This is a genomic window from Kineococcus aridisoli, assembly GCF_050871885.1.
Taxonomy (GTDB): domain Bacteria; phylum Actinomycetota; class Actinomycetes; order Actinomycetales; family Kineococcaceae; genus Kineococcus.
This window is the reverse complement of record NZ_JBJLSF010000080.1, coordinates 1-23040: the sequence shown is the minus strand read 5'-3', so window position 1 is coordinate 23040 and position 23040 is coordinate 1. Positions and strand designations below refer to the sequence as shown.

Annotated in this window: 24 protein-coding genes; 13 read left to right on the top strand and 11 right to left on the bottom strand. The window is 77.0% G+C overall.

Translation table 11 applies throughout. The features are described 5' to 3' along the window. Window positions 1-42: 42 nt before the first annotated feature. The 5 genes from pstS to ACRYM2_RS18230 all read right to left on the bottom strand — a co-directional run bounded on the left by pstS (window position 43) and on the right by ACRYM2_RS18230 (window position 6636). Complete coding sequence (gene pstS / locus ACRYM2_RS18250; protein WP_432523854.1) at window positions 43-1152, bottom strand: phosphate ABC transporter substrate-binding protein PstS; 1110 nt, start codon at window positions 1150-1152, stop codon at window positions 43-45. 318 nt (window positions 1153-1470) lie between these two features. Further along, the gene (locus ACRYM2_RS18245; RefSeq protein ID WP_432523853.1) at window positions 1471-2523 is read right to left on the bottom strand and encodes an NUDIX hydrolase; all 1053 of its coding nucleotides are present in this window, start codon (window positions 2521-2523) and stop codon (window positions 1471-1473) included. Continuing rightward, entirely contained in the window at window positions 2520-4685 is a 2166-nt protein-coding gene (locus ACRYM2_RS18240) for an RNA degradosome polyphosphate kinase (RefSeq protein ID WP_432523852.1), read from the bottom strand. Before ACRYM2_RS18240 ends, ACRYM2_RS18245 begins: the two co-directional genes overlap by 4 nt. Before the next feature lie 121 nt (window positions 4686-4806). Beyond that, a complete protein-coding gene (mshD, locus tag ACRYM2_RS18235) occupies window positions 4807-5775 on the bottom strand; it encodes a mycothiol synthase (protein ID WP_432523851.1) in 969 nt (322 codons plus the stop codon). Window positions 5776-5790: 15 nt separating this feature from the next. Further along, a complete protein-coding gene (locus tag ACRYM2_RS18230; RefSeq protein ID WP_432523850.1) occupies window positions 5791-6636 on the bottom strand; it encodes a winged helix-turn-helix transcriptional regulator in 846 nt (281 codons plus the stop codon). 190 nt (window positions 6637-6826) lie between these two features. On the opposite strand from ACRYM2_RS18230, the gene ACRYM2_RS18225 reads away from it, so the two are divergent. The 5 genes from ACRYM2_RS18225 (at window position 6827) to ACRYM2_RS18205 (ending at window position 10654) form a co-directional block, all read left to right on the top strand. Beyond that, window positions 6827-7618 (top strand): hypothetical protein, encoded by a 792-nt coding sequence (locus ACRYM2_RS18225; protein WP_432523849.1) that lies wholly within the window; start codon window positions 6827-6829, stop codon window positions 7616-7618. Between the two features lie 207 nt (window positions 7619-7825). Further along, window positions 7826-8368: a nitrobindin family protein gene (locus ACRYM2_RS18220; protein ID WP_432523848.1), complete on the top strand. Its 543-nt coding sequence runs from the start codon at window positions 7826-7828 to the stop codon at window positions 8366-8368. Between the two features lie 16 nt (window positions 8369-8384). Further along, complete coding sequence (locus ACRYM2_RS18215) at window positions 8385-8822, top strand: Fur family transcriptional regulator (RefSeq protein WP_432523847.1); 438 nt, start codon at window positions 8385-8387, stop codon at window positions 8820-8822. Next, window positions 8819-9961 (top strand): CAF17-like 4Fe-4S cluster assembly/insertion protein YgfZ, encoded by a 1143-nt coding sequence (gene ygfZ / locus ACRYM2_RS18210; protein ID WP_432523846.1) that lies wholly within the window; start codon window positions 8819-8821, stop codon window positions 9959-9961. The genes ACRYM2_RS18215 and ygfZ overlap by 4 nt, the downstream gene beginning before the upstream one ends. Window positions 9962-10054: 93 nt before the next feature. After that, window positions 10055-10654 carry an RsiG family protein gene (locus tag ACRYM2_RS18205; RefSeq protein WP_432523845.1) on the top strand — a complete coding sequence of 200 codons (600 nt, stop codon included), beginning with the start codon at window positions 10055-10057 and terminating at the stop codon, window positions 10652-10654. A 15-nt stretch (window positions 10655-10669) separates the two neighbouring features. On the opposite strand, the gene ACRYM2_RS18200 is transcribed toward ACRYM2_RS18205, so the two are convergent. Continuing rightward, window positions 10670-11164: a MarR family winged helix-turn-helix transcriptional regulator gene (locus tag ACRYM2_RS18200; RefSeq protein ID WP_432523844.1), complete on the bottom strand. Its 495-nt coding sequence runs from the start codon at window positions 11162-11164 to the stop codon at window positions 10670-10672. A gap of 76 nt (window positions 11165-11240) precedes the next feature. On the opposite strand from ACRYM2_RS18200, the gene ACRYM2_RS18195 reads away from it, so the two are divergent. Both ACRYM2_RS18195 and ACRYM2_RS18190 read left to right on the top strand, forming a co-directional pair. Beyond that, complete coding sequence (locus ACRYM2_RS18195; RefSeq protein ID WP_432523843.1) at window positions 11241-12800, top strand: FUSC family protein; 1560 nt, start codon at window positions 11241-11243, stop codon at window positions 12798-12800. 38 nt (window positions 12801-12838) lie between these two features. After that, window positions 12839-13174, top strand: coding sequence for a DUF2516 family protein (locus ACRYM2_RS18190; RefSeq protein WP_432523842.1), 336 nt, complete (start codon window positions 12839-12841; stop codon window positions 13172-13174). Between the two features lie 3 nt (window positions 13175-13177). Here the strand turns inward: ACRYM2_RS18190 and ACRYM2_RS18185 are convergent, their stop codons facing one another. Beyond that, window positions 13178-13504, bottom strand: a complete 327-nt coding sequence (locus ACRYM2_RS18185; protein ID WP_432523841.1) for a hypothetical protein — start codon at window positions 13502-13504, stop codon at window positions 13178-13180. Window positions 13505-13624: 120 nt separating this feature from the next. On the opposite strand from ACRYM2_RS18185, the gene dtd reads away from it, so the two are divergent. After that, a complete protein-coding gene (gene dtd, locus ACRYM2_RS18180; protein WP_432523840.1) occupies window positions 13625-14050 on the top strand; it encodes a D-aminoacyl-tRNA deacylase in 426 nt (141 codons plus the stop codon). A 63-nt stretch (window positions 14051-14113) separates the two neighbouring features. Here the strand turns inward: dtd and ACRYM2_RS18175 are convergent, their stop codons facing one another. Together ACRYM2_RS18175 and ACRYM2_RS18170 are read right to left on the bottom strand one after the other, a co-directional pair. Beyond that, on the bottom strand, window positions 14114-15169 hold the full coding sequence (locus ACRYM2_RS18175; protein WP_432523839.1) for a LacI family DNA-binding transcriptional regulator: 1056 nt from the start codon (window positions 15167-15169) through the stop codon (window positions 14114-14116). A gap of 116 nt (window positions 15170-15285) precedes the next feature. Beyond that, the gene (locus tag ACRYM2_RS18170; protein WP_432523838.1) at window positions 15286-16161 is read right to left on the bottom strand and encodes a class I SAM-dependent methyltransferase; all 876 of its coding nucleotides are present in this window, start codon (window positions 16159-16161) and stop codon (window positions 15286-15288) included. A gap of 28 nt (window positions 16162-16189) precedes the next feature. On the opposite strand from ACRYM2_RS18170, the gene mshA reads away from it, so the two are divergent. The 3 genes from mshA to ACRYM2_RS18155 are packed head-to-tail and all read left to right on the top strand — an operon-like array spanning window position 16190 to window position 19425. Continuing rightward, complete coding sequence (mshA, locus tag ACRYM2_RS18165; RefSeq protein WP_432523837.1) at window positions 16190-17488, top strand: D-inositol-3-phosphate glycosyltransferase; 1299 nt, start codon at window positions 16190-16192, stop codon at window positions 17486-17488. 10 nt (window positions 17489-17498) lie between these two features. Continuing rightward, window positions 17499-18251, top strand: coding sequence for a phosphoglyceromutase (locus tag ACRYM2_RS18160; protein WP_432523836.1), 753 nt, complete (start codon window positions 17499-17501; stop codon window positions 18249-18251). Window positions 18252-18258: 7 nt separating this feature from the next. After that, window positions 18259-19425: a glycosyltransferase gene (locus tag ACRYM2_RS18155; RefSeq protein ID WP_432523835.1), complete on the top strand. Its 1167-nt coding sequence runs from the start codon at window positions 18259-18261 to the stop codon at window positions 19423-19425. Here ACRYM2_RS18155 and ACRYM2_RS18150 read toward each other — a convergent pair. Both ACRYM2_RS18150 and phoU read right to left on the bottom strand, forming a co-directional pair. Then, complete coding sequence (locus ACRYM2_RS18150) at window positions 19412-20095, bottom strand: hypothetical protein (protein ID WP_432523834.1); 684 nt, start codon at window positions 20093-20095, stop codon at window positions 19412-19414. The two genes, ACRYM2_RS18155 and ACRYM2_RS18150, sit on opposite strands and share 14 nt — an antisense overlap. Before the next feature lie 55 nt (window positions 20096-20150). After that, on the bottom strand, window positions 20151-20816 hold the full coding sequence (phoU, locus tag ACRYM2_RS18145) for a phosphate signaling complex protein PhoU (RefSeq protein WP_432523833.1): 666 nt from the start codon (window positions 20814-20816) through the stop codon (window positions 20151-20153). Window positions 20817-21001: 185 nt separating this feature from the next. Between phoU and ACRYM2_RS18140 the strand changes: the two genes are divergently transcribed. Next, the gene (locus ACRYM2_RS18140; RefSeq protein WP_432523832.1) at window positions 21002-22303 is read left to right on the top strand and encodes a sensor histidine kinase; all 1302 of its coding nucleotides are present in this window, start codon (window positions 21002-21004) and stop codon (window positions 22301-22303) included. Continuing rightward, entirely contained in the window at window positions 22300-22980 is a 681-nt protein-coding gene (locus tag ACRYM2_RS18135; protein ID WP_166616392.1) for a winged helix-turn-helix domain-containing protein, read from the top strand. Before ACRYM2_RS18140 ends, ACRYM2_RS18135 begins: the two co-directional genes overlap by 4 nt. Window positions 22981-23040: the final 60 nt, after the last annotated feature.

Here is a 23040-nt window from a genome sequence, read left to right as displayed (position 1 = left end):
GCGGTGGGACCGGGTCGACCCGGTCCCACCGCCGTCGGTGGATCACTTGATCATGTCCAGGGAGGTCTTGATCTTGGAGCGGAGGTCCTCGGAGATCGGCGCGGAGCCGGCCTGCTCGGCCGCGGCCTGCTGGCCGTCCTCGCTGGTGATGTAGGTCATGTAGGCCTTCACCATCTCGCCCTCGGCCGCGTCCTCGTAGCTGGAGCAGGCGATCGCGTAGGAGATCAGGACGACCGGGTAGGCGCCGGCGGTGGTGGTGGCGCGGTCCAGCTCGATGGCGATGTCGCCCTCGGGGCGGCCCTCGACCTCGGTGGAGGCGTCGACGACGGCCGCGGCGGCCTCGGCGGTCGGGCCGACGTAGGACTCGCCGACCTTGACCTGCACGGTGCCGAGCTCGTCGGTGACCTGGCTCTCGTCGGCGTAGCCGATGGTGCCCTCGCCGCCCTGCAGCGCCTGGATGACACCGGAGGTGCCCTGGGCGGCCTCGCCGCTCTGGACCGGCCACACGCCGTCGGGCTCGGCGGTCCAGACCGTCGGCGCCGCGGTGTGCAGGTAGTCGGTGAAGTTGTCGGTGGTGCCCGAGTCGTCCGAGCGGTGCACCGGCGTGATGGGGGTCGCCGGCAGGGTGACGCCCGCGTTGTCCGCGGCGATGGCCGGGTCGTTCCAGGTGGTGATCTGGCCCAGGAAGATCTTGGCGATCGTGTCGGGGGCGAGCTTGAGGTCGGTCACGCCCGGCAGGTTGTAGGCGATGGCGATGGGGGAGACGTAGACCGGCAGGTCGATCGCGTTGCCGCCGTTGCAGCGCTCCTGCGCCGTCGCCAGCTCCTCGTCCTTCAGGTAGGCGTCGGAGCCCGCGAAGGGCACGCCGCCGGAGAGGAACTGCTCGCGGCCGCCGCCGGAGCCGACCGGGTCGTAGTTCACGGTCACGTCCGGGTTGGCCTCCTGGAAGCCGGCCGCCCAGGTCTGCTGCGCGACGGTCTGGGTGCTCGCGCCGGCGCCGCTCAGGGAGCCGCTCAGCGACGACGAGGAGGAGGACTCGCTGCTGCCCGAGCCGCTGGTGGTCGTCTCCTCGTTGGACCCGCTGCACGCGGCGAGGCCGAAGGAGAGGGCCAGGGCGGCGGGGAGGGCTGCACGACGGAGGGTGCGGTTCACGGATTGAGCTCGCTTTCGATCGACGGGCGGGCGCGCGGTAGCGCCAGCGCGGGGTCCGACGTGGTCGCACGGTAGGCAGCCGAAGTGACGCGTGTGCCCGGCGCAGGTGAACGAGGCGTTAACCAGGCAGGTCGTTCGGGTGCCGACTCGGCGGACGGGTGACGACACGCAGGTGAACGAGTCAGCAGGTGCACGGACGGTGACCGCGTGCTGCTGCGGACGGGGGACGCGGGACCGCCGGCGACCGGGAGGGCGGTGACGCGCTGTCACCGGGTCGGACGCGGCCGCACGGGTGGCGGGGCGATCGGGCGGGGCCGGTCAGCAGGCGTGGCGCTCGGCGGCGACGACCCGGGCGGCGCTGCCGCGGCCGCTGACGTGGGCCACGACGAGCTCGCCCTTGGCGAGGCGGCCGGTGAGCGCGCCGCGCACCTGCTCGGTGCCCGCGTGCGCCGCCACGACCGCCTGCAGGGTCGGCAGCACCGGTCCGTGGGAGCAGACGACGACGCCGCCGCCCTCGGCCAGCAGCCCGGCGACCACGTCCGCGGCCGCGCGCGGGTCGCGGGCGTGGGCCGCCTCGGTGAGGGGGTCCTCGACGACGACGGGCGCCGCGGCCAGCTCGGCCGCCGGCAGCACCGTCTGCACGCAGCGCGCCCACGGCGAGGTGACGAGCGAGCGCACGTCGAAGCAGACCAGCAGCGGGGCGAGGGCGCGCGACTGGGCGTGCCCGCGCTCCAGCAGCGGGCGCACGCCCTCCTCACCGGCCCAGTCCGCGCGCTTGACGGCGCGGGCGTGGCGCAGCACGACCAGCGGCCACGTCGGCGGCGGCAGCGCGTCCCCGGGCAGCGCCGCCGCCAGCAGGTCCGCGTCGTCGGGGTAGGTCAGCAGCTCGCGGGCGCGCTGCGGCGAGACCCAGGCGGTCTCGTCGACCTCCTCGGGCCCGGCCGGCTCCACGTCCAGCACCGGGTCCGGCGCCGGGTCCGGCCCCCCGCCGCGCCCCGCGGGCACCGGGCGCGCCAGCCAGTAGCGCACCCGCTTGCGGCGGCCGCCGGAGACCGCGTAGCGCTGCTCGGGCAGCGGCACGCCGAGGTGCACGCGCACCCCGGTCTCCTCGGCGGTCTCGCGCACGGCCGCGACGGCGGGGTGCTCCTGCTCGTCGAGCTTGCCCTTCGGCCACGACCAGTCGGGTGCGCGGGTCGCGGTGCGCGGCCGGTGCACCAGGAGCACCTCGACCGCACCGCCCGCGGCGTCGCCGCCCGCCGCCCCGCCGCGGGCGGGGCGGACGACGACGCAGCCGGCCGCCTCCACGTCCACCGGCCCGGAGCCGGTGGGCGCGGGCGGGGCGCCCGCCGCGGCCTCGCGCAGCGGCTTCACCGACGACGGCGCGTGCTCGGGCGGCGGCCCGGGCGGGTGGCGATGATGTGCTCCTGCAGGTCGGTCAGCGGACGGCCGTCGGCGTCGCGGTGGTGGCGCGTCCAGGTGCCGTCCGCCCCCAGGTGCCAGGAGCTGGTGCCGTCGGCCATGCACTCGTCCAGCAGCTGCGAGATCTCCCGCACGTGGCGCGGGTCGGTCAGCCGCACGACGGCCTCGACGCGGCGGTCCAGGTTGCGGTGCATCATGTCCGCGCTGCCGATCATGGCGACCGGGTCGCCGCCGGAGGCGAACCAGAACACCCGGCTGTGCTCCAGGAAGCGGCCCAGGATGCTGCGCACGCGGATGTTCTCGCTCAGGCCCGGCACGCCCGGCTTGAGGGCGCAGATCCCGCGCACCACGACGTCGACCGGCACGCCGGCCTGCGAGGCGCGGTACAGCGCGTCGATGATCACCTCGTCGACGATGGAGTTGACCTTGATGCGGACCCCCGAGGGCAGGCCCTGCCGGTGGTTGTCGATCTCGCGGTCGATGCGGTCCACCAGCCCGGTGCGCAGCGAGCGCGGCGCCACCAGCAGCCGCTTGTACGCCGTCTTCGGCGCGTAGCCGGAGAGCTGGTTGAACAGGCGGGTCAGGTCCTCGCCGACCTGCTGGTCGTCGGTCAGCAGGCCGAGGTCCTCGTACAGGCGCGCGGTCTTGGGGTTGTAGTTGCCGGTGCCGACGTGGCAGTAGCGGCGCAGCCCGCCGGCCTCCTGGCGCACCACGAGGCTGAGCTTGGCGTGCGTCTTCAGCCCCACGAGGCCGTAGACGACGTGCACGCCGGCCTGCTCCAGCTTGCGCGCCCAGGTGATGTTGGCCTGCTCGTCGAAGCGCGCCTTGATCTCCACCAGGGCCAGCACCTGCTTGCCGGCCTCGGCGGCGTCGATGAGGGCGTCGACGATGGGGGAGTCGCCCGAGGTCCGGTACAGCGTCTGCTTGATCGCCAGGACCTTGGGGTCGGCGGCCGCCTGCGACAGGAAGGCCTGCACGCTCGTGGAGAACGAGTCGTAGGGGTGGTGCAGCAGCACGTCGCGGTTGCGGATGGCCGCGAACACGTCCGACGGCTTGGCCGTCTCGGCGCCGTCGGTGAGGTCGCGGTGGGTGCGCGCGACGAACTTGGGGTACTTCAGCTCCGGGCGGTCCAGGTCGGCGATGTCGCCGAGACCGCGCAGGTCCAGCGGCTCGGGCAGCTCGTAGACCTCCTGCTCGGTGACGCCGAGCTCGCGCACCAGCAGCTCGCGCACCTGCGGGTCGATGTCGGAGGCGACCTCCAGGCGCACGGCCGGGCCGAAGCGGCGGCGCAGCAGCTCCTTCTCCAGCGCCTGCAGCAGGTTCTCCGCGTCGTCCTCCTCGACCTCGAGGTCCTCGTTGCGGGTGACGCGGAAGGTGTGGTGCTGCACGACCTCCATGCCCGGGAACAGCTGGTCGAGGTGGACGGCGATGACGTCCTCGAGCGGCACGAAGCGCGCCCGGCGCGAGTCCAGGCCGTCGGCCCCCTCGACCGCCACGAAGCGCGGCAGCAGCGGCGGCACCTTGACCCGCGCGAAGTGCTCCTTGTCGGTCGTCGGGTTGCGCACGACGACGGCCAGGTTCAGCGACAGCCCGGAGATGTACGGGAACGGGTGCGCGGGGTCCACGGCCAGCGGCGTGAGCACCGGGAAGACCTGGTCGCGGAAGAAGCCGTGCAGGCGCAGCTGCTCGTCGGCGGCCAGCTCGTCCCAGTGCACGACCGTGATGCCGGCCTCGGCCAGCGCCGGGCGCACCCCGTCCAGGAAGGCCGCCGCGTGGCGCTGGGTGAGCTCGTGGGCGCGGGCGCTGATCGCGTCGAGCACCTCCCGCGGCTCCAGGCCGCTGGCGGCGGTGACGGCCAGCCCGGTGGCGATCCGGCGCTTGAGGCCGGCCACGCGGACCATGAAGAACTCGTCGAGGTTGTTGGCGAAGATCGACAGGAACCGCGCCCGCTCCAGCAGGTGGGTGTCGGGGTCCTCGGCCATCTGCAGCACGCGCTCGTTGAACGCCAGCCAGGAGACCTCGCGGTCGGCGAAGCGGTCCTCGGGCAGCTCCAGCGGCTCCTCGGCGGGGGTCACGGCGGGCAGGGGGGCGCTGGCTCGCGTCGTGGCCGTCATGCCGTCGATTCTGCCACCGCCACCGCCACCGCGCTGACCTGCGGGTTCGAGGTGCCGGGGCGGGGGCGGGAGGGTGAACGGCCCCTGAACGGCCCGGTGGCGGGCGTGCTGCGGGAGCGCCTCAGCGGGAGGCGTACTGCACGTCGACGGCGGCGCGGGCGAACCCCAGCCGCTCGTACAGCCGCAGGGCGGGCGCGTTGTCGCCGTCCACGTACAGCTCGACGGTCGGCGGCACGTCCGCGCGCGCGGCCACGGCCCGCAGGCCGCGCACCAGCAGCGCCCGGCCCAGGCCCCGCCCGGCGTGCGCCGGCGCCGCGCCGAGCACGTACAGCTCCGCGGCGGCGGCCTCCACCTTCATCCAGCAGAAGCCCGCCAGGGCGCCGCCCGGCGTGCGCGCCAGCAGGAACACCGAGGGGTCGAACCACGGCTCGGCCAGCCGCAGCCGCAGGTCCCGCACGCTCCAGCGGCCCTGCTCGGGGTGGCCGGCGAAGGCGGCGGCGTTGAGCGCCGTCCACGCCTCGTCGTCCGCGCCGGGCCGGAAGGCGTCGACCACGACCCCCTCCGGCAGCGCGGGGACCTCCAGGTCGGCCAGCCCCGCGGTGGGCCGCTCCATGCGCAGCAGCTCGCGCTCGCGGCGCCAGCCGGCCGAGGCCGCCAGCGCCCGGGCGCCCGGGGTGTCGCCGTGCGACCACAGCAGCACCCGCGAGCCGGGGGCGGCCGCGTCGACCGCCCGCAGCAGCGCGCGCCCGTGCCCGCGGCGGCGGTGGGCGGGGTCCACGAGCAGCTCGCCCTCGACGTCGGCGGGGGTCGCGCCGGCGGCGGCCCGCCCGCCCGGGGCGGTGGCCGCCCGGCCGACCAGCTGGGCGTAGCCGACGAGGACGCCGCCGTCGTCGTGGCGCAGCAGGTGGGTGACCGTGCCGTCGGTGGCGCGCAGGCGCAGCGTCGCGTCCTCCGACAGCGCCGTCGCCGCGTCGGCCGCGGAGGCGGCCTGCGCCAGCTGCAGCACGCGCTCGCGCGCGTCCTCGGCCAGGGCGGTCAGCGAGGTGGTCGCCGGGGCGTGCGCCGGGGTGTGCGCCGGGGTGGTGTCCACGGGTGCCGCGCCGCCTCAGCGCCGGGGGGCGGGGCTGCGGACCGGGCGCGGGCCCGCCGGCGGCGCGCCCGCGCCGCCGGCGCCGTCCTCGTCGCCGCGCGCGGTCGCCTCCTCGTCCCGGGCCGCCGGCCCGGTCAGCGCCGCGTCCAGCTCGAGGCCGTCCTCCGCGCCGGCCTCGCGGCCGCTGGAGACGAAGCGGTAGCCGACGTTGCGCACCGTGCCGATGGCGTTCTCGTGCTCGGCGCCGAGCTTGGCGCGCAGCCGCCGCACGTGGACGTCGACGGTGCGGGTGCCGCCGAAGTAGTCGTAGCCCCAGACCTCCTGCAGCAGCTGCGCGCGGGTGAAGACGCGCCCGGGGTGCTGGGCCAGGTGCTTGAGCAGCTCGAACTCCTTGTACGTCAGGTCCAGCTGGCGGCCGCGCACGCGCGCGGAGTAGGCGGCCTCGTCGATGACGACGTCACCGGCGCGGATCTCGGTGGGCGCGGCGCCGTCGCCCTCCTCCGCCGGGCGGCGCAGCCGGCCCGCCGCCAGCCGCAGCCGGGCGTCCAGCTCGGCCGGCCCGCAGGTGTCCAGCAGCACGTCGTCGGCGCCCCAGTCGGCGGCCACGGCGGCCATCCCGCCCTCGGTGAGCACCAGCAGCAGCGGCTGGGACAGGCCCGTGGTGCGCAGCAGCCGGCACAGCGAGCGCGCGGCGGCGAGCTCGCGGCGGCCGTCGACGAGCACCGCGTCGGAGGTCGGCTCGTCGACGAGGACGGAGGCCTCCGCCGGCAGGACCCGGACGCTGTGGGGCAGCAGGCCGAGCGCGGGCAGCACCTCCGTGGAGGGGGTCAGCGCGTTCGTCAGCACGAGGATCTGGGCCACCGGGCGTCCCGCCCTCCGTTTCGCTCGTGCCGCGGGCCGCCTCGCGCGCCCGCCGGCCCGGAGGCCGCGGCGCGTGCAGCCCACGAGGTCTGCAGGATAACGGTGCGCAGCCTACGCGTGTCGGCGAAGCGACGAGGTCACCGCGACCGCAGCCGCACCGCGCGGGGGCGGCGGTGGGAGGATCGCGCCCGTGAGCTCCTCCGCGACCGTGACGGCGACGTTCGCGCTGGCCGCCCTGCTGGCGCTGGCGTCGTTCGCGCCGGCCGGTGTCCTGGCGCTGGCGGTCGTGCTCGTCGGCGCGCTGGTGGCGGCCGGGTGGCCGCAGCTGCTCGACCTGCCGGCCCGGCGCAGCACCACCGCGCTGCTGGCCGCCGTCGCCCTCGCCGCCGCCGCGGCCGCCGCGCTCGGCGCGCGCACCGGGCGGCTGGAGGGCACGCGCTCCACGGGCGTGCTGGACGTGCTGCCGGCGGTGGCGGCGATGTCGCTGCTGGCGGCCTTCGTCCACCAGCTGCTGCGCACCGACGGCCGCCCGCGCCTGGTGGAGTCGGTGACCGGCGCGGTCACCGGGCAGGCCGTCGTCGTGCTGGCCGCGGCGTGGGTGGCCGTGCCCTCCACCTACGCCGGCCCGCCGCTGGCACCCGTCGTGCTGGCGGCCGTCGTCACCGCCGGCGCGGTCTGCGCGACGAGCTGGCCGCTGCGGGTGGCCGGGCCGGTCGCCCTGGTCGCCGGTGCGGCCACCGGCTGGTTCGCCGCCACCCTCGTCGTGCTGCTGGGCGGCGCCGGGGTGCTCTCGCACCCGCGCTGGGGGCTGGCCGGGCTCGTGGCCGGCCTGGGCGCGGGGCTGCTCGTGGCCGCCTGGCGCGCCCAGGTGGCGCGGCTGCCCGCGGTGCACGCCCTGCCCGCGGCGCTGGCCGTCGCGGCCGCGCCGGTCGCCCTGGCGGGCGGCGGGGCCTACCTCGTGGGGCGCCTGGTCCTGCTCTGAGGACCCGCGGGCGGCGCCGCGGCGCCCCGCCCGCGCGCGGTGTGAGCCGCGCCGCACCGCGCCGCCCGGCCCGGGGTGCGCGGGTAGGCTCGGCACGTGCACGCCCTCGAAGTGTTCTTCCTCGTCCTGCTCATCGCGGCGAGCATCGTGATCGCGTGGTTCGCCTGCTTCGTGGTGTACCGCCTCTACAAGGGACAGCGCTGACCCGTGGCACTGCCGCTGCGCACCGACACCCCGCTGTCCCTCGTCCCGCTGTCCTGGCTGCTCGGCCGCTGGGAGGGCGCGGGCGTCCTCGGCCACCCCGCGCGCGGGGACGCCGACACCCGCTTCGGGCAGGTCGTGGAGTTCGGCCACGACGGCCGCGACTTCCTCAGCTACACCTCGACGACGTGGGTGCTCGACGAGCAGGGCCGCACCCGCGAGCCCCTGGACGTCGAGACGGGCTACTGGCGCCCGCAGCCGGTCGACCTGGAGGCCCCCGCCCCGGCCGACGGGCCGCGGCCGGTGGAGCTGGAGGTCCTGCTGGCCCACCCCACCGGTGTCGTGGAGGTGCTCGTGGGCACCGCCCGCGGCCCGCGCATCGACCTGTCCACCGACGTGGTGGCCCGCACCACGACCGCGCACGAGTACACGGCCGCCACCCGCATGTACGGCCTGGTCGAGGGCGACCTGCTGTGGGCGCTGGACGTCACCCTCGACGGGCACCCGATGCGCAGCTACGCCTCGGCCCGGCTGAAGCGGGTGCCCTGAGCCCGCGGTGCCCGCGGTGACCGACACCGAGCTGGGGCGGGCGCTGCACGCCCGCGGCCTGCGGCTGACGCCGCAGCGCCGGCGGGTGCTCGACGCGGTGCGCGCCCTGGGGCACGCCAGCGCCGAGCAGGTCGCGGAACACCTGGACCGCCAGGGGGGTTCAGCGGCTGTGGACCCCTCGACCGTCTACCGCGCCCTCGCGGTGCTGGAGGACGTCGGCCTCGTGGGGCGCACCCAGCTGGACCGGCGCGTGCCCTCGTTCCACGCCGTCGAGCACGGCGGGCACCTGCACCTGGTGTGCGACACCTGCGGCGAGGTCGCCGAGGCCCCGTCGGCGACGGCCTCCGCGATGGCCGCCGACGTCCTGACCCGCACCGGCTTCGCCGTCGACGTGCAGCACCTGGCCCTGCGCGGCCGGTGCGCGCGCTGCCGGCCAGGAGGAGGAGAGCCGTGAACAGCCCCGTGACCACCCCGCCCGCCACCCCGCCCGCCACCCCGGGCGCGGACCCGGGCGCCGCGCCCGCGCCGCGCTCGCCCCTGCTGGACGCCCCGGGCGCCGTCGCCGCCGAGGGGCCGGACGCCGGTGTCGCCTGGCACTACGGCGACCCGGCCGGCGAGCAGCGCGCCCTCGTGCGCGGCGAGGCCGTCGTCGACGCCTCGCACCGCGGCGTGCTGCGCCTGACCGGCCCGGACCGCCTCGGCTGGCTGCACAGCATCACGACGCAGGCGCTCACCGGCCTGCCCGCCGGCACCTCCACGGAGACCCTCGTGCTCAGCCCCACCGGGCGCATCGAGCACGACCTGCACCTGCTCGAGGACGGCGAGGCCACCTGGATCACCGTCGAGCCCGGTGCCGTCGACGCCCTGCGCGCCTTCCTGGAGCGGATGCGCTTCATGCTGCGCGTGGAGATCGCCGACGTCAGCGCCGAGTGGGCCGTGCTGGCCGAGCCGAGCCGGTCGGCGAGCAGCACCCGGGGGCCCGTGTGGGTCGACCCGTGGCCCGGCGCCGTGCCGGCGAACGAGGGCGGCAGCGCCGACACCGCCAGCTACGCGGCCGTCTCGACCCTGGAGCACCCGGGTGCCGAGCGGCCGTGGCGGGAGGTCCTCGTCCCCCGCGCCGAGCTGGCCGCCGCCGTCGGCGGGCGCCGGCTGGCCGGCACCTGGGCCGCCGAGGCGCTGCGGGTGGAGGCGTGGCGGCCGCGGCCGGGGCTGGAGACCGACGAGCGCTCGATCCCGCACGAGCTGGACTGGCTGCGCACGGCGGTGCACCTGCACAAGGGCTGCTACCGCGGCCAGGAGACCGTCGCCAAGGTGCACAACCTGGGCCGGCCGCCGCGGCGGCTGGTGATGCTGCACCTGGACGGCTCCTCGCACGACCTGCCCGGGCACGGCGACGACGTCGTGCACGAGGGCCGGCGCGTGGGGCACGTCACGACGGCCGCGCGCCACCACGAGCTGGGGCCGGTGGCGCTGGCGCTCGTCAAGCGGTCGCTGCCGGTGGACGCGCAGCTGTTCGCGGTGGCCGGTTCGGGCACCGAGGGGCACGAGCAGCGCCCCCTCGCCGCGGCGCAGGAGACCATCGTCGCTCCGTGACCGGCTGATCACCCACCGGTGCGTCATACTCGGGGTGCGACGGACGCCGTCGCGACGCGAACGCCGTCAGCGAGCCAGCCACCGGAGGGCGCCATGAGCGAGGACAACGTCAGCGGGTACCAGGCGGGCGGGCGCCGCGCGCTCGACCAGGTCCTGTCGCCCGAGTTCCTCGCCGGCCTGGCCGAGATGGACCTGGAGACCCTGCGCGAGCACCGCAACCTCGCCGAGCAGGAGGAGGCGGACCTGTCCTACGCCCGCCGCCTGCTGCAGGGCCGGCTGGACCTGCTGGGCGCCGAGGAGCAGCGCCGCGCCGGTGCCGACGGCGCGCCGGGGGTCCAGCCGCACGGGGCGCGCTCGGACGCCGAGCTCGTCGCGTCGCTGACCGACGTGCTGGCCGACCCCCGCCGCACCGACCACGGCATGGGCCGCTTCAGCTCCGTGGAGCCCAGCCGCGTCGGCGAGCACCGCCGCCGCGCCGAGCTCGCCGTCGCCGACCCGCACCTGTCCGACCTGTCCGCGATGGACGACGGGCAGCTGGCCGCCGCGCGCGAGCGCCTCGTGAGCCTGGAGCACGAGCTGTCGGGGGACCGGCACCGCGTGCAGGAGGTCATGGACGCCTGCACCGAGGAGATCGCCCGGCGCTACCGCGAGGGCGTCGTCACCGTCGAGGACGCGCTGCGCAGCTCGCGCTGACGGCGCCGGCCGGGCTCAGGCCCGGTTGGCGCGCAGCAGGGTGCGCAGCACCCGCGCGAGGGCGTCCCGCTCGTCCTCGGCCAGGGCCGCCGCGAAGGCGGCCTCGGCGCTGAGCACCTGCGGGAGCAGGCGGTCGACGAGGGCGGTGCCGGCCTCGGTCAGCGACAGCCGGCTCACGCGGCCGTCGCGCGCGTCGGGGGTGCGCTGCAGGTAGCCGGTCCTCGTGAGGTGGTCCAGGCGCTTGGTCGTCGCGGCGCCGGAGGCCAGGGTGGCCGCGGCGATGCCGGTGGGGGTCAGCGGTGCCCGCTGGCGGCGCACCGCGCTGAGGACGTCGAACTCGGGCCGGGTCAGCCCCTCCGCGCGCACCGGCGCCTCGGCGGCCCGGGCCAGCGCCGCCGCGGCCAGCCGCAGCCGGCCGGCGACGTCCATCGGGGAGGTGTCCAGGTCCGGGTGCACCTGCGCCCACTCCGCGCGGGCGTCGTCGACCTGGTCGGCGTCGGGGGAGGGCACCCGCCCAGCCTACGCGATCTCCTTCGCAGGTCGTCGACAGGTGTTTCACTGGTGAAGCACCTGCTAACCTCGACCGGTGACCCCGCTCCGCCACCTCGCCGCCGCCCTGCGCGGCTGGGGGCGCCTGGCCCCCGGTCCGCACCCGTGGTGGGCCGCCGGGACCGCGACGGTCGCGCTCGCCGTCCCGCTGGCCCTGGCGCTGGCCGCCGACGCGCCCCTGCTGGCCGCGCCCGCGGCCTTCGGCGCCATGAGCAACCTCTACGGGCGCACCGAGCCGTACGCCCGGCGGCTGCGCACCCAGGCCTGGACGGGGCTCGGCCTGACGCTCGCCGTCCTCGTCGGCGCCGTCGGCGCCGTGCTGCCGCTGGCGGGGTGGGCCGACGTCGTCGTGCCGGCGCTGCTGGTCGCCCTCGTCGCCCTGGTGGCCAAGCTCGTCACCGACGCCGTCCGCACCGGGCCGCCGGCGGGCATCATCCCCGTCTTCGCCACCGGCACGCTCACCCAGGAGCCGCTGCGCGCCGGGCAGCTGCCGCTGGTGGTCCTCGTCGCGGTGGCCGGCGCGGCCTTCGCGACCGCCCTCAGCTGCAGCCCGGGGCTGCTGCGGCCCGACGGTCCCGAGCGCGGCGCGCTGGCGCGCGCCGCCACGGCGGTGCTCGCGGCCGTCGAGGACCCGCGGCGGCGCCAGGGCGCGCTGCTGGCCGTCCACGAGGCCTGGGGCGTCCTCGCCGGCGCCCCCGCCGGCGTCCGCACGCCCGCCGGGCACTGGCTGGCCCACGCCGAGCGCGTGCTGCACGGCGCCGGCGCGGACGCCGCGCAGCCGCTGCGCGCCCTCCTGCCGGTGCTGCGCGGGCGCCGGCCGCTGCCGCCGGCGCCCACCGGTGGCGCGCAGGCGGCGGAACTGCTCGGGCGCGAGCGCGTCGGCTCCTCCCGGGCAGGTGCGCTGCGCGCGGCCCTGCGGCCGGGCTCGGTGCACCGGGTGCCCGCCGCGCGGGTCGGCACCGCCGCCGCCGCGAGCGCCCTGCTCGCCGCGGCGCTCGGCCTCGGCCACACCCACTGGGCGCCGGTCGGCGCGGCCGCGGCGCTGCAGTCGCCCTCGGCCGGCGTCACCGCCCGGCGCGCCCTGCAGCGCGCGGTGGGCACCCTGGTCGGGGTGGCCGTCGCCGCGCTGCTGGTGCCGCTGGCCACCAGCGCTCCGCGGCTGTGGCTGCTCACCGCGGTGTGCATGTTCGCCGTCGAGCTCTGCATGCCGCGCAACTACGCGCTGGGCACGGTGGCGATCACCGCGCTCTCGCTGCTGCTGACGCGGCTGGGCGCGAGCGGCGCCGCGGTGCCCTCCCTGCTCGCCGACCGGGTCGGCGACACCCTCGTGGGCGTGGGGGTCGGCGTGCTCGTCGCGGTGCTCGTGCGCAACCGCCCGGCCTCGCGGGCGCTGGCCGGTGCGCTGGTGTCGCTGGAGCGCTCCAGCGCCGGTGACGACCCGCACGCGCTGCGCCGCGACCTGCTCGCCCTGCGCGACGCGCACGAGCGCTGGATCGACGACTCCTGGGAGGCCGCCGGCGTGCCCGGCCCGCGCGAGCGCGTCGAGCGCGCCGAGGAGCTCGGGCACCGCCGTCTGGGTGAGCTGCTCGGGCGCTGAGCGGAACTCCGCGCCCTGATCACTCGTAGAGTTCCACCGTGGAGCTCCTCGGGAACGTGCAGAACGGCGTGCTCATGGTCCTCGGCGTCGCGGCGTTCGCGCTCGAGGTCTGGGCCCTCGTCGACGCGGTCCGCCGCCCGGCCGGCGCCTACACGGCCGCCGGCAAGCGGACCAAGACCTTCTGGGTCGCGATCGTCGCGGTCGCGGCGGCCATCGGCTTCATCGGGCTGCCGTTCGCCAACCTCGGCCTGCTCGGCATCCTCGCCGTCGTGGCCTCGGTGGTCTACCTCGTGGACGTCCGCCCGGCCGTGCGCCAGTACGGCGGCGGCCGCGGTGGTCGCGGCGGCAGCCAGGGCCCCTACGGCCCCTGGTGAGGATCAGCGCGCGCCCGGCGCCACGGCGTCGCCGGACGCGCCCCGGCCGGTGCGGCGCACCCGGTGCGCTGCCCGCCAGGCGCAGCGCAGCAGGGTGAGGCCCGCCACGGCCAGCGCCGCCACGGACAGCAGGTCCGCCTCGGTGAACCCGCGGTCGGCGGACCAGGTGTGCAGCACCCTGCCCTCGACGGGCTGGTTGACCCGGCTCCAGATCGCCGCCAGCAGCCCCAGCACGAGCGCTGCGTCCAGGCGCGGGCGCACCAGCGCACCCGCGGCGCAGACCCCCAGCGCGAGCAGCGTCAGGGGGATCACGACGGGAACGTCCAGCACGGGGCGATCCTAGGTCCGCAACCCTGCCGTCGCGTCAGGTCCACCTGGCCGACACCGGAAGTCCACCCCCTCGGAGCAGTGCCCCGCACGGCTCCGCCCGAGCCCGGGAGAGCGATCGCGGTGCGAGCAGTCGTCCAGCGCGTGAGCCGCGCCAGCGTGAGCGTCGACGGGCAGGTGGTCGGGGCCCTCGACGCACCGGGCCTGCTGGTCCTGCTGGGCGTCACCCACGACGACGGGCCCGCGCAGGTGGAGCTCATCGCCCGCAAGGTCGCCCAGCTGCGCATCCTGCGCGGCGAGCGGGCCGCCGCCGACGTCGGCGCCGGCGTGCTGCTGGTCAGCCAGTTCACCCTGTACGCCGACACCCGCAAGGGCCGGCGCCCGACGTGGAACGCGGCCGCGCCCGGCGCGGTCGCCGAACCGCTGGTCGACGCGGTCGCGGACGCCCTGCGCGGCCACGGCCTGCCCGTGGCGACCGGGCGCTTCGGCGCCGACATGGCCGTCGAGCTCGTCAACGACGGGCCGACGACGATCCTGCTGGAGGCCTGAGGGCGCCGCGGGCGCGGCAGCTTGTGGTCACCCCGGTCGCGGAACCGGGTGAACCGGTTCACGTCAAGGCGTCGGCGCGCCCGCCCGCGAACTCCCCCGGACCACCAGCTCGCGCGGTGCGGGCCAGGACGGCGACGTCCGCCCGGCCAGCACGTCCAGCAGCAGCGCCGCGCTGCGCGCCCCGTCGGCGACCACGTCGCGGCGCAGCGAGGTGATCGCCGGGTCCGCCAGCCGGCACAGCATGGAGTCCTCACCCGCCACGACCGCCAGGTCGCCGGGGATGCGCAGGCCCAGCGAGCGCCGCTCGGCCACGACGGCGGCGGCCATGACGTCGTTGTCGTAGACGATCGCGGTGGGCGGCTGCGCGCGGGCCAGCAGCCGCCGGGTGGCCGCCAGGCCGCTCCCGGAGGTGTAGTCGGCGGCGACGACCGGCTGCGCCCGGCCCAGCCGCGCCCGCGTCACCTCCCGCCAGGCGGTGTCGCGGCGGGAGGTGTGCAGGAACTGCGTCGGGCCGCTGACCCGGGCGATGCGGCGGTGGCCCTGCGCCAGCAGGTGCTGCACGACCTCCACCACCGCTTCCGCCTCGGACTCCACCGTGACGGCCAGGTGGCTGCCCAGCGGCACGTCGTCCTCCAGGCCGCCGCGCAGCGCGCACGGGATGCCCAGGTCGTCCACCACCGCCAGCCGCGGGTCGTCCACGAGCAGGTCGGTGAGGATCACCCCGTCCACGCGGCGCTCGGCCCACCACCCGCGCAGCACCTCGACGGCCGTGCCGACGTCCGGCACCACCGTCAGCAGCAGCGAGAACCCCTCGCGGGCCAGGACGCTCTCCATGCCCGCGATGAGCCGCATGTAGTACGGCTCCTCCTCCAGCAGCCGCAGGTCGCGCGCCACGGCCAGCCCGACCGCGCCGGCGCGCGCGCTCGACAGCGAGCGCGCCGCCGCGCTGGGCCGCCAGCCCAGCTCGGCCGCCGCGGCCCGGATGCGCTCGCGGGTCTCGTCGGAGACGCCGGGCTGGTCGTTGAGCGCGTACGAGACCGAGGCCTTCGAGACGCCCGCCAGGCGGGCGATGTCGCGGATGGTGGGCCGCGACGCCCGGTCGTGCGGTGGACGAGCCACGGTGACCTCCTCGACACCGACCGGCTGCAGGGTCGCAGCGTCCCGGACTGGAGCCGATCATGCCCGAGGCGCGCGGCGCCCCCGGCGCGGCGCCCCGCAGCGCCCTCGGCGCGCCCTCACCGCGGCGCCACGCAGTCCCACGCCACCGTCAGCTCGCCCAGGCGCCAGCGCGAGGGCGCGTCGAGCACCGGGAAGCCCCGCGCCAGCTCGCGGCAGGTGGCGATCCAGCGCTGGCGCGCCCCGAACGTGCCCGCCGGGGCGGCCCGCGCCCAGGCCGCGTCGGCGGCCCGCAGCAGCTCGTGCACGCCCTCACCCGGCACGTTGCGGTGGATGAGGGCCTTCGGCAGCCGCTCGGCGACGGCCGAGGGCGCCGGCAGCCCCGCCAGGCGCACCGACAGCGTCAGCGAGACCGGGCCACGCTCGCGCTCCAGGGCGATCCAGCTCGCGCGCCTGCCCAGCTCGTCGCAGGTGCCGTCCACCACCAGCCCGCCCGGCGCCAGCCGCGAGCGCAGCAGCTCCCAGGTGGCCGCCACCTCCCCGGTCTCGTACTGGCGCAGCACGTTGAAGGCCCGCACCAGCACCGGCGAACCGCCCCCGGGCACCGCCAGCTCGAAGCCGCCGAGGGCGAACTCGGGTGCCCCCGGCACCTCCCGCAGCGCGCTGCGGGCGGCCTCGACCCGCTCCCGGGAGATCTCCAGGCCCACCACGCGCACGTCGGGGCGCACCCGCCGCAGCCAGCGCTGCAGGTCCGTCACCGTCACCGGCGAGGCGCCGTAGCCGAGGTCGACGACGAGGGGGTCGGCCGCGTCGCGCAGCCGGCGCCCCTGCGTCTGCGCGAGCCAGCGCTCCACCCGCCGCAGGCGGTCCGGGCCGGTGGTGCCGCGGGTGACCGCCCCCACCGCCGCGCCCGCCCCGGCGCCGCGGGCGCTCCCGGCGCTGCGGGTGGCCCGGGAGGCGTCCGCTCGCACGCGGGAGGCAGACTGCCGGGGCACGTGGCGGACACTAGCGAGGGGAGCAGGCGTGGGGCGCACGCCCGAGGTCTCGCGGGTGGCCCTGCTCTCGGTGCACACCTCACCGCTGGCGCAGCCGGGCACCGGCGACGCGGGCGGCATGAACGTGTACGTGCTGGAGCTGGCCGCCCAGCTGGCCCGCCGCGGCGTGGAGGTGGAGGTCTTCACCCGGCGCACCTCCTCCGAGCAGCCGCCGCTGGTGCAGCCCTTCGACGGCGTGCGGGTGCGCCACGTGGCCGCCGGCCCCTACGAGGGCCTGGGCAAGGACGACCTGCCGGGGCAGCTGTGCGCGTTCACCGCCGGGGTGCTGCGCACCGGCGCCCGCCACGAGGAGCGCCACTACGACGTCGTGCACTCGCACTACTGGCTGTCCGGTCAGGTCGGCTGGCTGGCCGCCGACCGCTGGGACGTGCCGCTGGTGCACTCGATGCACACGATGGCCAAGGTGAAGAACGCCGCCCTCGCCGACGGCGACGTCCCCGAGCCGAACGGGCGCGTCGTCGGCGAGCAGCAGGTCGTCGACGCCGCCGACCGCCTCGTGGCCAACACCGCCGAGGAGCGCCGCGAGCTGGTCGACCTCTACGGCGCCGACCCGGCCAAGGTCGCCGTCGTCGCCCCCGGCGTGGACCTGGGCGTCTTCCGCCCCGAGCCCGGCCGCGCCGCGGCCCGCCGCCGCCTGGGGCTGCCCGCGGACGCGGAGGTGCTGCTGTTCGTGGGGCGCATCCAGCCGCTGAAGGCGCCCGACCTGCTCGTGCGGGCCACCGCGGAGCTGCTGCGCGCGCAGCCGCAGCGGCGCGCGCGGCTGCGGGTGATCGTCCTCGGCGGTCCCAGCGGCTCCGGCACCGCGCACCCGGAGGCGCTGGCCGACCTCGTCGAGGATCTGGGCCTGGGCGACGTCGTGCGCCTGGCCCCGCCCGTGGCGCGCGCGGAGCTGGCCGACCACTACCGGGCCGCCGACGTCGTCACCGTCCCCTCGCACAACGAGTCCTTCGGGCTGGTGGCCCTGGAGGCGCAGGCCTGCGGCACGCCCGTGGTGGCCGCCGCCGTCGGGGGCCTGCGCACCGCGGTGGCCGACGACGCCGACGGGCGGGGGACCGGCACGCTCGTGGGCGACCACGACCCCCGCACCTGGGCGCGCGTGCTCGCCGGGCTGCTGGAGGACCCGGCCCGCCGCGCCGCCATGGGCGAGCGCGCCGCGCGCCGCGCGCAGGCCTTCGGCTGGGGGGCCACCGCGGAGGCGACCCTGCGCGTGTACCGCGAGGCCGTGCTGCAGCGGGCGCGCGAGAGGCGCGGCGAGGCCGCTCGGTAGGGTGCGGCCCATGAGCGAAGCGGCGCACACCCTCGTCCTCCTCCGCCACGGCGAGAGCGAGTGGAACGCCCTGAACCTCTTCACGGGCTGGGTCGACGTGGCCCTGTCGGAGAAGGGGCGGGCCGAGGCCAGCAGGGGCGGGAAGCTGATGGTCGAGTCGGGCGTGCTGCCCGACGTCGTGCACACCTCGGTGCTGCGCCGCGCCATCACCACCGCCCACCTGGCCCTGGACGCCGCCGACCGCCACTGGATCGACGTGCGCCGCTCCTGGCGGCTCAACGAGCGCCACTACGGCGCCCTGCAGGGCAAGGACAAGAAGCAGACGCTCGCGGAGTTCGGCGAGGAGCAGTTCATGCTCTGGCGCCGCTCCTACGACACCCCGCCGCCGGCCATCGAGGCCGGCTCGGAGTTCTCCCAGGACGGCGACCCCCGCTACGCGGGCCTGGGCGCCGACATGCCGGCCACCGAGTGCCTGGCCGACGTCGTCGCGCGGATGCTGCCCTACTGGCAGGAGGGCGTCGTCCCCGACCTGCGCGCCGGCAAGACCGTCCTGCTCGCCGCCCACGGCAACTCGCTGCGCGCGCTGGTCAAGCACCTGGACGGCATCTCCGACGCCGACATCGCCGGGCTGAACATCCCCACGGGCATCCCGCTGGTGTACCGCCTGGACGCGGACCTCACGCCGACCGTGCCGGGTGGGCAGTACCTGGACCCGGAGGCCGCCGCGGCCGCCGCGGCGGCGGTCGCCAACCAGGGCCGCTGACGCAGCGGTGACCCAGCCGAGCAGCAGCGGGCCGAGCAGCGGGCCCGGGCCCCGCGTCCTGGTCGTCGAGGGGGCGCTGCGCGACAACGGCGGCCTGCGGGTCTCCCTGGACCTGGCCCGGCGCTGGCAGGACCTGGGCGCCCGGGTGCGCTTCCTGGTGCTGGAGAACGTCGAGCCCGACGGTCCGATGCTGGAGCCGGACCCGCGGCTGGACACCCGCTGGGGCAGCGCGCAGGTGCGGCGCTTCCGCAGCGCCGCACCGCGCGTGCTGGTCAACGTGCTGCGGCACGTGCGCCGCGCCGACGTCGTCGTCTCCGGCAGCGAGGTCGGCTACGGCCTGCTCCTCGGCTGGCTGGCCGCCCGCGCCACCGGCACCCCCTTCGTCGTGCTCGTGCAGAGCTCGCTGCCGCGGGCGGTCGCGGCGTGGACGCCCGCGCGGCTGCGCCCGGCGCTGACGGCCGTGCACCGGCGCGTCGACGCTGCCGTGTGCGTCTCGCCGGGCCTGGTCGACGACGTCCTGGAGGTGGGCCTGCCCGCCGACCGGGTGCACGTGGCCGACGTCGGCATCGACGTCGACGCGCGCCTGGCCGCCGTCGCCGCGCAGGGCGGACCGGTGCGCTCCACCTCCGGGCGCACCCGCCTGGTCGCCGCCGGCCGGCTGACCGCCCAGAAGGGCTTCGACGTCCTGCTCGACGCGCTGGCGCTCGTCGTCGCCGCCGGGGGCGACGTCGAGCTCGTGCTCGTGGGCGCGGGCGAGGAGGACGAGCGGCTGCGCGCGCAGGCTGAGCGGCTGGGCCTGGGCGGCCGCGTCGACTTCGCCGGCCACGTCGGCGACCTGCAGGCCCTGCTGGCCGGGGCCGACCTCTTCGTGCTGTCCTCGCGCTACGAGGGCAACGGCAGCCTCGTGCTGCTCGAGGCGCTCGCGCACGGCACGCCCGTCGTCGCCGCCGACTGCCCCACGGGGCCGCGCCACGTGCTGCGCGACGGCGAGGTCGGCGACCTGGTGCCGGTGGAGGACCCGCAGGCGCTGGCCGACGCCGTCCTCGCCTTCTGCCGCGACCCCGCACCGCTGCGGCGCAAGGCCCGGCTGGGCCCGGCGCGCGCCCGCGACTTCGACCAGCAGCGGGCGGCGGTGCAGATCGCCCGGCTGCTGGCCGAGCTCACCCGGCGCTAGCGGTCCCGGGGGCCGCCGGCTCCGCGCCGCCACCCGTGCTCGTGGCGGTGCTCGTGGCGGTGCTGGTGCTCGCGGTCGGCGACGCGCAGGCCGCCTCCACGGCCGCCTGCAGCCGCTCCTGGGCGGCGACCACCTGGGTGCCCGCGGCCGGGTCGGTGCTCACCGCGGCGGCGGCCTCGTCGAGGCGGTCCATCGCCGTCACCAGGTCCTCGCTGGAGCCGTCCCCGGCGTCCAGGGCCCCGGCCCGCGCGGCCAGCCGCTGGTAGTAGTCCAGCACCAGCCGGGCGTCTGCGGCCTGCTCGGGCGGGGCGGCGGCGAGGACGGCGGCGTAGTAGGCGGGTCCCTCGCTCGTGGTGACCAGGACGTACACCGACTGGGCGCGGGGGTCGCCGCGGCCGATGTCCAGCCGCTCCAGCTCGGCGGCGAACGCGTCGTCGAGGGCGCTCTGGGCCGCGTCCACCGACGGGCAGTCGAACCCCGGGCCCGTGGGGCTCGGGGAGGTCGTCGTCGCCGGGGCGCTCGTCGCCGTGCCGGTGGGCCGGGTCGTCGTCGTGGTCGGGGAGGGGTCGGGGACGTCCTCCCCGCCGCACCCGGCCAGCAGCGCCGCCAGGCCCAGGACCAGCGGTGCCGGGCCCGCCGCGCGCCGCCGCGCAGGCCGCCGGGTGATCACTCCGCCGACGCTACACCCGCGGTGGCGGCCCCGCCCCGCCCGCGGCGGCGGGCGCTCAGACCGTCTGCGCCGCAACGTCCTCGTCGTGCGATCCGGTCACCAGGAAGACGACCGACTTGGCCACCGAGACGGCGTGGTCGGCGAAGCGCTCGTAGTACCGGCTGCACAGGGTCAGGTCCACGGCGACCTCGGTGGGGTGGTCCCAGGTCCGCGCCAGCAGCTGCTCGAAGACCACCCGGTGCAGGCGGTCCATCTCGTCGTCGTCGAGCTCCATCTCGGCGGCGCGGCGCACGTCGCGGCCGGCGATGACGCTGCCGGCCTTGGCCACGATCCGCTCGGCCACCTGCCCCATCTGCAGGATGGTGGCGCGCAGCTCGGGCGGGACCACCAGGTCCGGGTAGCGCAGCCGGGCGAGCTTGGCGACGTGGCGGGCCAGGTCGCCCATCCGCTCCAGGCTGGAGCTCATCCGCAGGGCCGTGACGACCACGCGCAGGTCGGTGGCGACGGGCGACTGGCGCGCGAGCACGCGCACCGCCCGCTCCTCCAGGTCGCGCTGCAGCGAGTCGATGCGGGTGTCGGCGGAGATGACCGTCTCGGCCAGCTCGCGGTCCCCGTCCAGCAGGGCGGTCGTGGCCCGCGTGATCGCCGACTCGGCGAGCTGGGTCATCTCGACGAGCGTCTGGACGAGTCCGTCGAGCTCGTCGTGGTAGACGTTGCGCACTGCGGTGACCTCCGGGTCGGGTCCGCCGTACGTCCGCCGTGCGGATCGTGCGGCCGGGTGTGTGCTCCGAGGCTCCCAGCCGGGGGTGAACGAGCGCCACCCGAGAGGTGAACATCTCGGCCCGCCCGGCTGCACGGGGCCCGCGCCGGCGAGGCGGGTCTCGACGACGACCGTACGCTGGTGCGGTGCTGGGCGAGTTCTCCGAGTCGATCGCCGCGGCGATCGGTGTGCTCACCGGTGCCGCGGGCGTCTTCGCGTTCCGCGTCTCCGAGCGCCTGCAGCACCGCGACCGCTCCGCGCCGCCGCCCGCCGGGGGCCTGCCGCCCGGCGTCAGCGACGTCCTCATGGCCCTGCGCTCCTCGGCCGTCGTCCTCGCCGCCGACGACGAGGTGGTCAAGGCCAGCGCGGCCGCCTACGCCAGCGGCGTCGTGACCGGCCGGGAGCTGGCCGACCCGCAGCTGCGCGAGCTCGTGCGCGCCTGCCGCCGCGACGGGCGCGTGCGCGAGTACGAGATGGAGCTCGCCGCGGGGCTCGGCCGCCCGCCGGCGGTCGTGCTGGCCCGGGTCACCACCCTGGGCGCCCGGCACGTGCTGCTGCTGCTGGAGGACCGCACCGAGTCCCGCCGCGTGGAGGCCACCCGCCGCGACTTCGTCGCCAACGTCAGCCACGAGCTGAAGACCCCCGTGGGGGCGCTGTCGCTGCTGTCGGAGGCCGTCGAGGAGGCCGCCGACGACCCGGAGGCCGTGCGGCACTTCTCCCGCCGGATGCGCCGGGAGGCGACCCGGCTGTCGGCGCTCGTGCAGGAGATCATCGACCTCTCGCGGCTGCAGGCCGCCGAGAACGTGGTGCGCCCTGAGCTGCTCGAGGTCGACTCCCTGGTGGCCGAGGCGATCGACCGCAGCGGCAGCGTCGCCCAGCAGCGCGGTTCCGAGGTCGTCGTCGCCGGCACGCGCGGCCTGCAGGTCCGCGGGGACCGCGAGCTGCTCGTCACGGCGCTGCGCAACCTCGTGCACAACGCCCTGGCCTACTCGCCCGAGCGCAGCAGGGTGGTCGTGGAGGTGCGCCGCAGCAGCGGGCAGGCGACCGGGGCCGAGCACGGGGTGGTGCCCACCGTCGACATCGCGGTGTCCGACCGGGGCGTGGGCATCAGCCCCGCCGACCTGGACCGCATCTTCGAGCGCTTCTACCGCGTCGACCCCGCCCGCTCCCGCTCCACCGGCGGCACCGGGCTCGGGCTGTCGATCGTCAAGCACGTGGCCGGCAACCACGGCGGTGACGTCCGGGTCTGGAGCGCCGAGGGCGAGGGGTCCACCTTCACCCTGCGCCTGCCCGACCCGACCGCCGAGGTGCCCGCCGACGCGGCCGCCGCGCCCCCCGCGGGTGGCGGCACCGACCCGAACCGGCGCCCGGGGCGTGGCGCCGACTCCGATCCGGCGTCGCCAGCAGACCGCGCGGCGCCGCAGACCCCTGTGGAGGTCCGACCGTGACGCGCATCCTGGTGGTGGAGGACGAGGAGTCGTTCTCCGACCCGCTGTCCTACCTGCTGCGGCGGGAGGGCTACGACGTGGCGGTCACCGAAACCGGTCCCGAGGCCCTGGAGGAGTTCGACAAGGCCGGCGCCGACCTGGTGCTGCTCGACCTCATGCTGCCGGGCCTGCCCGGCACCGAGGTCTGCCGGCAGCTGCGGACGCGCTCCAGCGTGCCGGTCATCATGCTCACCGCGAAGGACTCCGAGATCGACAAGGTCGTGGGCCTGGAGATCGGCGCCGACGACTACGTCACCAAGCCCTACTCCTCCCGCGAGCTGCTGGCGCGGGTGCGGGCGGTGCTGCGCCGCGGCGCCGAGCCCGAGGAGCTGGTGCAGACGACCGTGGAGGCGGGCGGGGTCCGCATGGACGTCGACCGGCACGTGGTGACGGTGCGCGGGGAGCGGGTGCCGCTGCCGCTGAAGGAGTTCGAGCTGCTGGAGCTGCTGCTGCGCAACGCCGGCCGGGTGCTCACCCGCGTGCAGCTGATCGACCGCGTGTGGGGCTCGGACTACGTCGGCGACACCAAGACGCTGGACGTCCACGTCAAGCGGCTGCGGGCGAAGATCGAACCCGACCCGGCGAACCCGCGGCACCTGGTGACGGTGCGCGGGCTCGGCTACAAGTTCGAGGGCTGACGGACGCCGGGGAGCACCCGGCGGCGCAGCAGCGCACGAGAGGGGGGCGGCCCACCGGGC

What these genes read in the sequence shown, in the direction of transcription:
- ACRYM2_RS18160 (WP_432523836.1), top strand. Translation starts at nt 17,499, where the DNA reads ATGAGCGAAGCGGCGCACACCCTCGTCCTCCTCCGCCACGGCGAGAGC.
- ACRYM2_RS18240 (WP_432523852.1), bottom strand. Translation starts at nt 4,685, where the DNA reads ATGACGGCCACGACGCGAGCCAGCGCCCCCCTGCCCGCCGTGACCCCC.
- ACRYM2_RS18205 (WP_432523845.1), top strand. Translation starts at nt 10,055, where the DNA reads ATGAGCGAGGACAACGTCAGCGGGTACCAGGCGGGCGGGCGCCGCGCG.